The following is a 12,369-nucleotide window of genomic DNA, read 5'->3' as shown; positions in this document are numbered from 1 at the left end:
CAGAATGCCCGACCCCAGCTCGACCAGCGGACCCGCAGCGCGGCGCCCGCGAAACCGGCTGAGATGGGTCAAGTGGATCGCCGCCATTGCCCTGGTCGCGCTGCTGGTGGGCGAGGCAATTTACCTGTGGCCACGGCTGCACGAATCCTGGACAGCAGTACGAGAAATCCATTGGGGCTGGCTGGCTGCGTGCGTATTTGCCCAAGCCGTGTCGCTCAGCGCGTTCGGCCGAGTCCAGAAGCAGCTGCTCGACGCGGGCGGCGTACAGGTGCGTCAACGCAAGTCCGTGGCCGTCATCTACGGCAGCACCGCAATGTCGCTCACTCTGCCCGCCGGCCAGGTGTTCTCGACGGCCTTCACCTACCGCGAGACCCGACGCTGGGGTGCGAGTCCGGTTGTCGCCTCCTGGCAGCTCGCCATCTCCGGCGTCATCGCTGCGGCCGGGTTGGCAGTGCTCGGCGTTGCCGGCGGACTGGTTGTCGGTAGTTCGTTCAATACCTTCACCGTGGTGCTCCCGATCATCGGCGTCATCGCGATCGTGGCCGCTGTCCGATACATCTCGAACCACCCGGAGTCCATCAAACAGTTCGCCCGCTGGGGTCTGCGCAAGTACAACGCGTTCCGCAACCACGATCTCGACGCCGGAGCCGAGGCCATCGACAAGGTCATCGGCCAGATCCAATCCGTACAGCTCGGCAAGCGGGACGGCGCGCTCACACTGTCCTGGTCGGCCGTGCACCGGCTCGCGGACGTCGCGTGCCTGGCGTTCGCGTGCTTCGCCGTCGGCGCAGATCCACGACTGTCCGGGCTGTTCATCGCATTCGCGGCGGGTAAGGCCGTCGGATCCGTTCCGCTCGCACCCGGTGGCCTCGTGGTCGTCGACGCCACCCTCATCGCGTTCCTGACCAGCGCCGCGTCCATCACCGCATCTCAGGCAGTGGCGTCGGCCCTGGTCTATCGCGGGGTCAGCTTCATCCTGGTTGCCATCGTCGGGTGGATCGTGTTCCTCGTCCTGTTCCGTAAGCACCAGCACGCCGATCTCGAATTCGACATCGCCCTCGAGCGGCAGGAGACCTCCGATCTCGGCCGAGCCGCCGAGCACGATCGCGACTCCAACGGCGATCCGGAGACCGCGTAGCCCCGTGCCGTTCGGTATGGCATCCGTCACTGTTCGTTCACCCGGAATATATACGGACCCCGGTCCGCTTGTGTACTATGAGTTTGAAACTTCAACCCAACAAGGAGTCCTCATGACCACCGCCATCGCGCTTCCCGAGCTCACCGCAGGCACCTGGGCCATCGATCCCACCCACTCCACCGTCGGATTCACCGTCCGCCACCTGGTGGTCAGCAAGGTCCGCGGCCGTTTCCAGAACTTCAGCGGCACCGTCACCGTCGCCGCCGACGGCACCCCGTCCGTCGACGCCGAGATCGACGTCACATCGATCACCACCGACAACGAGCAGCGCGACGGCCACCTCAAGACCGCCGACTTCTTCGAGGTCGAGAAGTTCCCGACCGCGACGTTCAAGTCCACCTCGGTCAAGGCCGACGGCGGAGACTTCGTCGTCACCGGAGACTTCACCCTCCACGGCGTCACCAAGTCCATCGACCTCAAGCTCGAGTTCAACGGCGTCAACGCCGGCATGGGCAACGGACCGGTCGCAGGCTTCGAAGCCAGCACCACCATCAACCGCAAGGACTTCGGCATCAGCATCGACATGCCCCTCGAAGGCGGCGGCGCAGTCGTCGGCGACAAGATTGTCCTGAACCTCGACATCGAGGCCGGCCTCCAGGCGTAAGTTTCACCCCCTCTACTCCTTCCGGATTGACCCCTCGCCTTCCGGATTCAATGCGCCTTTGTTGCAGTCCAACCGACTGAAACCCACATTGATCCGGACCTGGGGGCGGGATCCAGTGGCATCGAACGGCCCGCACCTGCACTCGTAGGCGCGGGCTGTTCGCGTCGGTGTCCTACAGTGGGCCGGTGAAGTTTCGTTCCCCGGCCGTCGCTGCCGTCCTCGATCTCGTCATGATCGTGCTATTCGCCGCGATCGGCCGTCGCAGTCACGACGAAGCCACCGCGCTGTCCGGCCTCTTCCGCACCGCGTGGCCGTTCGTCGTCGGTGCCGCTGTCGGCTGGATCGCTGCGTTCGCTCTGTACCGCAACAAGTTCGACGCGTTCCTCGTCGTTCCGACGGGCATTTTGGTGTGGGTCACCACGGTCGTCGGAGGCATGATCCTGCGCACGGCGACAGGTCAGGGAACCGCTACCGCGTTCATCATCGTTGCGACGATTTCCACCGCGGTTCTGCTGCTCGGCTGGCGCGCGATCGCCAGATTCATTCCCTCGGTTCGGTGACAGGGACCTTTTCGCGATAGGATCATTCACGGTGCGCCGGGAAGTCTGGTCGGCAATAGTTCTGTGCTGCGCACATGTCCGTCGACTCGGCGGACGCGCTCGGCACGACGTTGCTACCGAAAGGCGTTGTTCCCGTGTCTGATTCACCGATTCCCAAAGAGAGATTGCCGCTGTTCTCTCGCGGTTCCTGGTCCGAGGCCGACCGCATCGCACAGGTCTTGCGCAAAGAGACCGTCGGCGGCGCATTGCTTCTCGTTGCCACCGTGGTCGCGCTCGTGTGGGCCAACTCACCGTGGTCCGCCGCCTACGACACATTGATGAGCACTCGCGTCGGGCCGTCGGCTCTGCATCTCGATCTGACTCTGTCGACGTGGGCCGCCGACGGGCTGTTGGCCATCTTCTTCTTCGTCGTCGGACTCGAACTCAAACGCGAGTTCGTTGCCGGTGATCTGCGCGATCCGGCACGGGCGGCACTTCCGGTGGCCGCGGCGATCGGCGGAATGGTAGTTCCCGCAGTCATTTTCGTGCTGTTCAACCTCGGCACCGGGGATGGCGCTCTGCTCGGCTGGGCCATTCCCACCGCGACCGACATCGCGTTCGCCGTGGCCGTTCTCGCTGTGATCAGCACGCATCTGCCGACAGCGCTGCGAACCTTCCTGCTGACTCTGGCCGTGGTCGACGACCTTTTGGCCGTCAGCGTCATCGCGATCTTCTACACCGACGACATCAACTTCATTGCGCTCGGCCTGACGCTGATCCCGCTCGCGCTGTTCGCCGTCGCCGTGCAGATGCGCGTCCGCTCGTGGTGGGTGCTCATCCCGCTGGCCGTGGTGACGTGGGTGCTCATGCACGAGTCGGGTGTCCACGCCACCGTCGCAGGCGTTCTGCTCGGCTTCGCCGTCCCGGTGATCCGGAGCAAGGCGAACGGCGGCCCCGATGCGGGCCCCGGTCTCGCCGAGCATTTCGAGCACAAGATCCGACCCATCTCCGCGGGTATCGCGGTTCCGCTGTTCGCCTTCTGTGCAGCCGGTGTGACTGTCGGCGGCTTCTCCGGCCTGGCCAGCGCCCTGACCGACCCGATTGCCATCGGCATCATCGCCGGCCTCGTCATCGGCAAGGCCATCGGCATCTTCGGCACCACCTACCTGGTCTCGCGCTTCACCCGGGCCACCCTCGATGCCGGCTTGAAATGGCTCGACGTCTTCGGCGTCGCGATGCTCGCCGGTATCGGTTTCACGGTGTCGCTGCTGATCGGCGATCTGGCATTCGGTGAAGGAACAGAGCGCGACGATCACGTGAAGGTCGGTGTGCTGACCGGTTCGATCGTTGCCGCAACCATCGCGTCGATCATTCTGCGTACCCGCAACAAGGCGTACCGGGACTTCCACATCGAAGAGACCCGCGACGACGACCACGACGGAATTCCGGACGTGTACCAGCAGAAGAAGTAGACCGCGGCCGACATCTGGTCTGTTGCCACTGGTAAGGGGCCTCTACAGTTGTCGCCGTGATCGACATCCGGGTCCAGGCATGACCGACCCACAGCCGCTGGCCCGTCGACTGGGCCTTGTCGATGCAGTCGTCATCGGTGTCGGCTCGATGGTCGGGGCGGGAGTGTTCGCATCGTTCGCTCCCGCGTCGGCCGCAGCGGGTGCCGGCTTGCTGATCGGTCTCGCCATCGCGGCTGTCGTCGCGTTCTGCAACGCGACGTCGTCCGCGCAACTCGCCGCCCAGTATCCGACGTCGGGCGGGACGTACATCTACGGTCGCGAACAACTCGGTGAGTGGCCCGGCTTCCTCGCCGGCTGGACCTTCGTCATCGGCAAGACCGCAAGCTCGGCGGCCATGGCGATGGTGTTCGCGGCCTACGTCGCCCCTTCCGGCTATACGAAAGTCGTTGCGATTCTTGCCATTGTCGCGTTGACGGTGGTGAACTACTTCGGTATCACTCGCACGGCGCTGCTGACGAAGATCCTCGTCACCGCGGTGCTCGCCATCCTCGTCATCGGGGTGGTTCTGGGCTTCGCCGGCTCGCCGGGCAACGGCATCGGCGCTTCGGGATCCCTCACCGGGGACGGCTGGTACGGAATTCTGCAGTCCGCGGGATTGCTGTTCTTCGCCTTCGCCGGCTACGCGCGCATCGCCACCCTCGGCGAGGAAGTGGTGCGGCCCGAGCGCACCATTCCACGGGCCATCGTCTCTGCACTCGGCATCGCGTTGCTGATCTATGCAGCGGTTGCCGTGACATTGTTGACGGTATTGGGCCCGGACCTACTGGCCTCGTCGTCGGCTCCGCTGGTCGATCTCGTTGTGACGTCCGGGTATTCGTGGGCATCACCTGTCATGCGCATCGGTGCCGGACTGGCCGCGCTCGGAGCGTTGCTGGCCTTGATCGCCGGTATCGGACGCACGTCGTTGGCGATGGCCCGCCACCATGATCTGCCGTCGTATCTGACTGCGGTCCACCCTCGTTACTCGGTGCCGCACCGGGCCGAGATCACTCTGGCGGCGATCGTCAGTGCCGCAATCCTGCTAGTGGATCTTCGTGACGCCATCGGCTTCTCGTCCTTCGGAGTGCTGCTGTACTACCTCGTCGCCAACGTCAGCGCGTACACCCAGGGCACCGAACACCGACGCTATCCGCGCCCCCTGCAGGCGCTCGGAGCGCTCGGATGCCTGGTTCTCATTGCCACGCTGCCCTTGTCGTCGATCGCGATCGGCACCGTTGTGACACTGCTCGGCGTCCTCTACCGTCTGGTCCGGGTTCAGCGACTGTTCACTTGACGGCTGATTCGACAAGGGTCAATATAGACCAATGTCGAATCAAGACCTGACCTCCTCGGCCGGCGCATGCTGTTCGCCGCTCGTCCACGAACCGCTGACCGTGGACTGGGCCGGGGATCTGGCCCGCATGTTCAAGGCGTTGGGCGATCCTGTGCGCCTGCGGTTGCTCAGCCTCGTCGCCAGTCATGCCGGCGGCGAAGCGTGCGTGTGTGACATCTCCCCCGCTTTCGACCTGTCGCAACCGACGATCTCCCACCACCTCAAGGTGCTCCGCGAAGCCGGGCTGCTCGACTGTGAGCGACGCGGAACCTGGGTCTACTACTGGGTCGTTCCAGCTGCCTTGCAACAACTGTCGTCGGTACTCACCGCCGCGGACCCCACGGTGGTCACGGTATGAGCACCACCACGGACACCGCCGTCGTCGGCAAACTCTCCACGCTCGATCGGTTCCTCCCGGTGTGGATCGGTGTCGCCATGGTCGTCGGCCTGATCCTGGGGCGCATGGTCCCCGGGCTGAACGACGCGTTGTCGTCCATCTCCGTCGACGGGGTGTCGCTGCCGATCGCCGTCGGCCTGCTCGTCATGATGTATCCGGTACTGGCCAAGGTCCGCTACGACCGCCTCGACACCGTCACCGGCGACAGGCGACTGCTGATCGGATCGCTCGTTCTCAACTGGGTCCTCGGACCGGCGCTGATGTTCGCTCTCGCATGGCTTTTCCTGCCCGACCTGCCCGAGTACCGGACCGGCCTGATCATCGTCGGCCTCGCTCGATGCATCGCGATGGTCATCATCTGGAACGACCTCGCCTGCGGAGACCGTGAGGCCGCGGCCGTGCTGGTGGCGATCAACTCGGTGTTCCAGGTCTTCATGTTCGCCGTCCTCGGATGGTTCTACCTCTCGGTACTGCCCGGCTGGCTCGGCCTGGAGCAGACCACGATCGAAGCGTCGCCGTGGCAGATCGCGAAATCGGTGCTGATCTTCCTCGGAATCCCGCTGATAGCCGGATTTGCATCGCGCTTCTTCGGTGAACGCGCCAAGGGCCGCACATGGTACGAGGAGAAGTTCATCCCCAGGATCGCCCCGTGGGCTCTCTACGGGCTGTTGTTCACCATCGTCGTTCTCTTTGCACTGCAGGGTGATCGGATCACCTCACAGCCCTGGGACGTGGTGCGCATCGCGCTGCCTCTGCTGGTTTACTTCGCGGTGATGTGGGGCGGCGGTTACGCACTCGGTGCCGCCATGGGCCTGGGCTACGAACGCACTACCACCCTCGCATTCACCGCTGCGGGCAACAACTTCGAGCTCGCCATCGCGGTCGCCATCGCCACCTACGGCGCAACGTCCGGGCAGGCACTCGCCGGGGTCGTCGGCCCGCTCATCGAGGTGCCGGTCCTGGTCGGCCTCGTCTATGTCTCCCTCGCCCTACGGAAGCGGTTCTCCCCCAGCCTTTCCACGACCACGTCATCGAAGGATTCCTGATGTCCGACACACCCAGCGTCCTGTTCGTCTGCGTCCACAACGCCGGCCGCTCTCAGATGGCCGCCGGATTTCTGACCCATCTCGCCGGTGATACCGTCGAGGTACGTTCTGCCGGTAGCGCTCCCGCGGACACCATCAACTCGGCAGCGGTCGAGGCCATGGCCGAGGTCGGTATCGACATCTCGTCGCAGTCGCCGAAGATCCTGACCACCGAGGCCGTCGAGACGTCCGACGTCGTCATCACCATGGGCTGTGGCGACGCGTGCCCGGTGTTCCCTGGCGTGAGCTACCGCGACTGGGCACTGGCCGATCCGGCAGGAAAAGGCGTCGAGGCAGTCCGCCCGATTCGCGATGAGATCAAGCGTCGAATCGAAGAATTGATCGCCGAACTGGTTCCAGCGAAGCAGAGTTCGGCATCATGACGACACCCAGCGTGCTGTTCGTCTGCGTCAAGAACGGCGGCAAATCACAGATGGCGGCCGGCCTGATGCGCAAGGCCGTCGGCGATTCGGTCGAAGTGCACTCTGCCGGAACGAAGCCGGGCGGAAAGGTCAATGCACTCTCGGCCGAGGCGCTCCTCGAAGTCGGCGTCGATCTGTCGGGTGAAGTACCGAAACCGATCGACCCCGCTCTGCTCGCCCGGATGGACTACGTCGTCACCCTCGGCGGTGAGGCGAAGGTAGACGTGGTCGACGGCCCCAGATTCGAGAACTGGGACACCGACGAACCGTCCGAACGCGGTATCGACGGCATCGAGCGGATGCGTCTGGTGCGTGACGACATCGCGGGCCGCGTCGGAGAACTGGCATCCCGATTGCGCAGCGCGGAAACCTGATTCGAATGAACACCGAGGTGGTGGTGATCGGCGGTGGTCAGGCAGGACTGGCCGCCGGCTACTACCTGCGACGAGCCGGGCTGGACTTCGTCATCCTCGACAATCAGACGCACGCCGGCGGGTCCTGGCAGGACTACTGGCCGTCGCTACATCTGTTCTCGCCGGCCGAGTACTCGCGACTACCCGGTTGGCCGATGCCGCCGTGGCACAGCGGCTTTCCTCCGGCATCGCACGTCGTGGACTACCTGCGGGCGTACGAGAAGAAGTACGACTTGCCGGTGCACAGGCCCGTCGACGTGAAGTCCGTGCATCGTACGACCGAGGGCTATCGAGTCGACACCGACGGCGAGTCGTACGGTGCCGCAGCAATCGTCAATGCGACGGGAACGTGGTCTCGGCCGTTCTGGCCGAGCTACCCGGGTATGCGTGAGTTCGGTGGAACCCAGCTGCATGCCGCTGACTACCGAACGCCGGGTCAGTTCGTGGGCAAGCGAGTGGGAATCGTCGGCGGCGGAAACTCGGCTGCTCAGATACTTGCCGAGATATCCACGGTCGCGCAGACCCTGTGGTTCACCAACCGCGAGCCCAAGTTTCTCCCCGACGACGTCGATGGTCGGGTGCTGTTCGATGTCGCCAGCGATCGGTCCCGCACTCTGGCGGCAGGCGGTCCCGATACCGGCGGGGTCGCCGGTCTGGGCGACATCGTCATGGTCCCGTCGGTGCGGGAGGCCAAGGATCGCGGAGTGCTGCACGCCCGGCCGATGTTCACCGCGATCACCACCGACGGCGTCACCGACGGACATACGACGGAGAAGCTGGATGTAATCCTCTGGTGCACCGGATTCCGACCCGCACTGCGGCATCTGCAGCCGCTGCACCTGCAGACCGAAGGATCGGGAATCGTATTGGACGGCACTCATGTTCGCGGCGAACCGACGCTGGTGTTCCTGGGCTACGGCGACTGGACCGGCCCGGCCTCGGCGACGCTCATCGGCGTCGGCCGGACGGCACGTGCAGCAGTGGACACTCTAGTTCGACGAGGAAAGGTAGATCAGACATGAACGAATACCCCGTAGTGGTGGTCGGCGCAGGCCCCATCGGTCTCGCTGCCGCGGCGCACCTGACCGAAACCGGTTCTGCCGTCATCGTTCTCGAACGTGGACCGTCGGCCGGATCGGCGGTGTCCGAATGGAATCACGTGCGGCTGTTCTCTCCGTGGTCCGAGGTCGTCGACCCGGCTGCCGCCCGACTGCTCGAACCCACCGGTTGGACTCCACCGGACGGCGACACCTACGCCACCGGACGCGAATGGGTGGAGCACTATCTCGCGCCCCTCGCTGCTGTGCTCGGCGATACCGTCCGAGTCGACTGCGAAGTGGTCGGCGTTGCCCGCCGGGGACGCGACCGCGTCGTCGACGCCGGACGCGACACCGAACCACTGTCGGTGCATGTTCGCCACTCCGACGGCAGCGAGGAACGCATCCTCGCTCGCGCCGTGGTCGACGCGTCGGGCACCTGGGGATCACCGAATCCATTGGGCAGCGAGGGACTTCCGGCCATCGGCGAGAAGGCCGCCGCCGACCGCATCGACTACCGAGTCCCCGATCTGGCCGATCCGGCGATTCGCTCTCAGTTCGCGGGCAAGCACACCGTCATCGCCGGTAGCGGTCACTCCGCGCTGACCGCCATCATCACCTTCGCAGAGCTCGCCGCCGACGAGCCCGGCACGACGCTCACCTGGGCCGTGCGTCGAGGCGTCACCGCGGAGGTCTTCGGCGGCGGCGCGGCCGACGAACTCGCGGCGCGCGGCGCACTCGGCCAACGCGCGAAGAAGGCCGTCGACGACGGTTACCTCACCGTGGTCTCCGGATTTCGCACCGAAGCCGTTGCGGTGCAGGGTGATCGGCTCACCCTCGTGGGCGACGGCGGCACCCGTATCGAGAACGTCGACCGCGTCGTCGCACTGACCGGGTTCCGTCCGGACTTGTCGTGGTTGTCCGAAGTGCGCCTCGATCTCGATCCCACTCTGCAGGCACCGAAGTTCGTCGCCGAGCTGGTGGATCCGAACATCCACTCCTGCGGCTCGGTGTCACCACACGGAGTCGAGGAGCTCACTCAGCCCGAGCCCGGCCTGTACCTGGTTGGCATGAAGAGCTACGGACGTGCGCCGACGTTTCTGGCGATGACCGGATACGAGCAGGTGCGCAGCATCGCCGCCGAACTGGCGGGCGATCACGAGGGCGCGCGAAAGGTGGAGCTGACGTTGCCCGACACGGGCGTCTGCGGTGGAGCCGGCCTGTTCGACGAGCCCGACGCCCCCACGACCAGTGGATGCTGCGGTGTCTCCCCAGAAGCTGAGGCACAACTGATCTGAGTGTCCACTATTTCGTTCCAGAAGCGGGATCGCGCCTCCCGGCTGAAATGGTGGACACTCAGATCACCTACGACGTCAGCCGAATGCCTGGTACCCCAACCAGCCGGCGAGGCCGAGTCCCAGAATTCCGACGCCGACGCGGAGCACGATCGCCGAGATCACCTTGACGGTCGGTGGCCCGCAGGCACCGCCGACGAAGCAGCCGATTGCGAGAGCCAGAGCGGCCCACCAGTTCACGTGACCGGAGAACGAGAAGATGATCGCCGCAATGAGATTGGCGATGCCGAGGAAGAAGCTCTTCAGAATGCTTGCGCGCCAGAACGTATCGGACGTACAGATCAGCGCCAGGGCCAGGAAGATAACCCCGGCACCGGCTCCGAAGTAGCCCCCGTAGATGGCGACGGCGAACAGCGCCAGCGGGTACAGCGCCGGAAATTGCTTGCCGCCGGACAGCGTTCGGATTTTCGGCTGCAGCAGCAGTGCAATCGCAGCCATCGCGACCAGGAACGGCACGATGACCTCGAACGATCCCTCCGGAGTGACGAGCAACAGGATGGCCCCGGTGGTCCCGCCGAGCGCCGAGTAGACGGCGTAGCGAATCAGCTGTTTGCCGTCCTTGGCGAGTTCGGCCGACGAGCTCGTAGTGGCACCCACTCCGGCAGCGACCAGCGCGACGGTGTTGGTGACGTTCGCCGAGACCGCGGGAAGCCCTACCGCCAACAGCGCCGGATAGGACACGAGGGATGCGAGCCCGGTGACGAACCCGATGAGGCCGGCGAAGAACCCGGCCACCACCAGTAGTCCGAAATCGAGCACAGTCACCGAACAAAACTACCGTGCCTAACGATCGAGCCCCTATTCGACGGGGTTCGCCATCTCCTGCAGCAAGCGGCTCGTCATCCGCACTGCCTGATCCCCACCGTCGGCGTCCTCGATGTAGACGGCGAAGGCGACATCGCCGCTGGTCGCGAGCACGAAGCGATCATCGCCGCTCTCTCCTGCAAATCCCTGCACGCCGTCGAACGTATCGAGACCACTGCTGTTCGACGATGCGGCCACGATCTCACGCAGGCGGGCTGCAGCGTCAGGGCCCATGGGCTCGGCTGCGCGGTCTGCCACTGCAGTCTGCCCGGCGACGATGGCCGGCGTTGGCGCGCTGCCGCGGGAGATCGCTGCTGCCATCTGGGCAAGCCCGAACGGTGTCACCGTCGCCTCGGCTCCGGATGCGGTGGAGACGTTCCGAATACCGTCGATCGCGCTCCGGCTGTCGGCGGGGGTGCCGGTGTAGGCGTCGAGACCGGGCATCGCATAGTGGATTCCCAGACCCAATCGTGCTGCCGCGTCTTCCGCACTGTCGTCGCCGCGATCGGCCTGTACGGCTTTGATCAACTCCGACGCGGTGCCGGCCGGATAGGAGCCGGCGAACACCACGTCGCCCTGCTCGTTGGCGTAACTGTTCTGTGCCGCACCGAGAATCGCACCGGTCGACGTGGACACCGCCACGATCGACGCGGACGTACCCGCCATCACCACAGCGTTCTCGGCCGCCAGTTGGACGCGCGGATCGAGTGTTGCGTGCAAGTCCGGTCCGCCCGGTCCCTGGAATCCCACGCGTCGTTCACCGGTTCCGTCGACGGTGTAGGTGTCGACGGCCCAGCCTGCGGTGGCGTCGCGGCCGGATTGCCACGCGGCGCGCAGGGAGTCGAGCACCGGGGAGGTGATTCGACGGTCGTCGACGATGAGCTTCGGCTGCGGGGCGACCACCACTCCCGGCACCGCTCGCAGATCGTCTTCGAGAACGGCGAAGTCGTCGTCGCGCAGTGTCACTGCGGTGATCGGAGCTCCGTGGGCCGAATCGAGTTCCTTCAGTAGCGATTCGGAGGTGATCAGCGGCGCGACGACGTCGATGACATCGGCGAGTTGCTGAGCCGACGCCGCCGGATCACTCATCTGGGCGGGGTCGAGAGAGATGGCGTTGATGGTCCGCTCGCTCATCAGCACGTTGTTCGCGGAATCGAAGATCAACGGCGGAGCGGCGTCGGTGCGGGTGTAGCGAACCGACCCGCCCGAGGTCAGATCCGGAACGAGCGTGGCCGGATCCCACGCGATACGCCAGCCGACACTGAGCTTCTTGGTTGCGCCCTGAGCGCTGTACTTCCAGTCCTTGCCCTCGCCGAAATTCCAGGCGGACGCGAGCGTGAAGAATCCGCTCTCGTCGGAGAGATCCATGTACTGAGTCAGGTCGAAGTCGCCCGTCGATCTACCGTCGGCCGACAAACCGTCGAACATCTGATTCAGAGCTGCCGTCGCGGCGTTCGGGTACGTCGTCAGTGCTGCCGCCGCCGCGACATCGCGGTTGTCCAGCGCGTCGACGAATTTGGAGACCAATACCTCGGCCTCGCTCGGTGGGCGGTCGACCATCCAGAACACGGCCGAGACCGACAGCGTCGCCGATGCTGCAACTGCGACGAGGTAGCGACCGCGGACCTTGCGCGGGCCACGACGGACACGACTCATAGAACTCATGAGTCA

At 65.1% G+C, this 12,369-nt stretch carries 13 protein-coding genes; 11 read left to right on the top strand and 2 right to left on the bottom strand.

Features of this window, described 5'->3' with window-relative positions; translation table 11 throughout:
* Positions 1 to 4: 4 nt before the first annotated feature.
* The 11 genes from CH285_RS07840 to CH285_RS07790 all read left to right on the top strand — a co-directional run bounded on the left by CH285_RS07840 (position 5) and on the right by CH285_RS07790 (position 9,837).
* Positions 5 to 1,138 carry a lysylphosphatidylglycerol synthase transmembrane domain-containing protein gene (locus CH285_RS07840; RefSeq protein ID WP_032390258.1) on the top strand — a complete coding sequence of 378 codons (1,134 nt, stop codon included), beginning with the start codon at positions 5 to 7 and terminating at the stop codon, positions 1,136 to 1,138.
* 112 nt (positions 1,139 to 1,250) lie between these two features.
* Positions 1,251 to 1,802: a YceI family protein gene (locus CH285_RS07835; RefSeq protein ID WP_032367108.1), complete on the top strand. Its 552-nt coding sequence runs from the start codon at positions 1,251 to 1,253 to the stop codon at positions 1,800 to 1,802.
* Positions 1,803 to 1,987: 185 nt separating this feature from the next.
* Positions 1,988 to 2,362 (top strand): DUF3054 domain-containing protein, encoded by a 375-nt coding sequence (locus tag CH285_RS07830; RefSeq protein WP_032406050.1) that lies wholly within the window; start codon positions 1,988 to 1,990, stop codon positions 2,360 to 2,362.
* 134 nt (positions 2,363 to 2,496) lie between these two features.
* On the top strand, positions 2,497 to 3,813 hold the full coding sequence (nhaA, locus tag CH285_RS07825) for a Na+/H+ antiporter NhaA (protein WP_032406211.1): 1,317 nt from the start codon (positions 2,497 to 2,499) through the stop codon (positions 3,811 to 3,813).
* 79 nt (positions 3,814 to 3,892) lie between these two features.
* On the top strand, positions 3,893 to 5,146 hold the full coding sequence (locus CH285_RS07820) for an APC family permease (RefSeq protein WP_032406049.1): 1,254 nt from the start codon (positions 3,893 to 3,895) through the stop codon (positions 5,144 to 5,146).
* Positions 5,147 to 5,177: 31 nt separating this feature from the next.
* Positions 5,178 to 5,543, top strand: a complete 366-nt coding sequence (locus CH285_RS07815; RefSeq protein ID WP_027495352.1) for an ArsR/SmtB family transcription factor — start codon at positions 5,178 to 5,180, stop codon at positions 5,541 to 5,543.
* Entirely contained in the window at positions 5,540 to 6,628 is a 1,089-nt protein-coding gene (gene arsB / locus CH285_RS07810) for an ACR3 family arsenite efflux transporter (RefSeq protein ID WP_094643595.1), read from the top strand. Before CH285_RS07815 ends, arsB begins: the two co-directional genes overlap by 4 nt.
* A complete protein-coding gene (locus CH285_RS07805) occupies positions 6,628 to 7,050 on the top strand; it encodes an arsenate reductase ArsC (RefSeq protein ID WP_032406046.1) in 423 nt (140 codons plus the stop codon). The genes arsB and CH285_RS07805 overlap by 1 nt, the downstream gene beginning before the upstream one ends.
* A complete protein-coding gene (locus tag CH285_RS07800) occupies positions 7,047 to 7,463 on the top strand; it encodes an arsenate-mycothiol transferase ArsC (protein WP_032406045.1) in 417 nt (138 codons plus the stop codon). The genes CH285_RS07805 and CH285_RS07800 overlap by 4 nt, the downstream gene beginning before the upstream one ends.
* 5 nt (positions 7,464 to 7,468) lie before the next feature.
* Positions 7,469 to 8,524 carry an ArsO family NAD(P)H-dependent flavin-containing monooxygenase gene (locus CH285_RS07795; RefSeq protein ID WP_094643596.1) on the top strand — a complete coding sequence of 352 codons (1,056 nt, stop codon included), beginning with the start codon at positions 7,469 to 7,471 and terminating at the stop codon, positions 8,522 to 8,524.
* Positions 8,521 to 9,837 (top strand): FAD-dependent oxidoreductase, encoded by a 1,317-nt coding sequence (locus CH285_RS07790; protein ID WP_032406043.1) that lies wholly within the window; start codon positions 8,521 to 8,523, stop codon positions 9,835 to 9,837. The genes CH285_RS07795 and CH285_RS07790 overlap by 4 nt, the downstream gene beginning before the upstream one ends.
* A 75-nt stretch (positions 9,838 to 9,912) precedes the next feature.
* On the opposite strand, the gene CH285_RS07785 is transcribed toward CH285_RS07790, so the two are convergent.
* A complete protein-coding gene (locus tag CH285_RS07785; RefSeq protein ID WP_032406042.1) occupies positions 9,913 to 10,659 on the bottom strand; it encodes a sulfite exporter TauE/SafE family protein in 747 nt (248 codons plus the stop codon).
* 33 nt (positions 10,660 to 10,692) lie between these two features.
* Positions 10,693 to 12,363: an NTF2-like N-terminal transpeptidase domain-containing protein gene (locus CH285_RS07780; RefSeq protein WP_441344195.1), complete on the bottom strand. Its 1,671-nt coding sequence runs from the start codon at positions 12,361 to 12,363 to the stop codon at positions 10,693 to 10,695.
* Between the last annotated feature and the right edge of the window lie 6 nt (positions 12,364 to 12,369).

This window comes from Rhodococcus sp. 05-2256-B1, assembly GCF_002258465.1.
In the GTDB taxonomy this organism is placed as follows: Bacteria; Actinomycetota; Actinomycetes; order Mycobacteriales; family Mycobacteriaceae; genus Rhodococcoides; species Rhodococcoides fascians.
The sequence above is the reverse complement of the archived record's forward strand: the minus strand, read 5'-3'. Positions and strand labels throughout refer to the sequence as shown.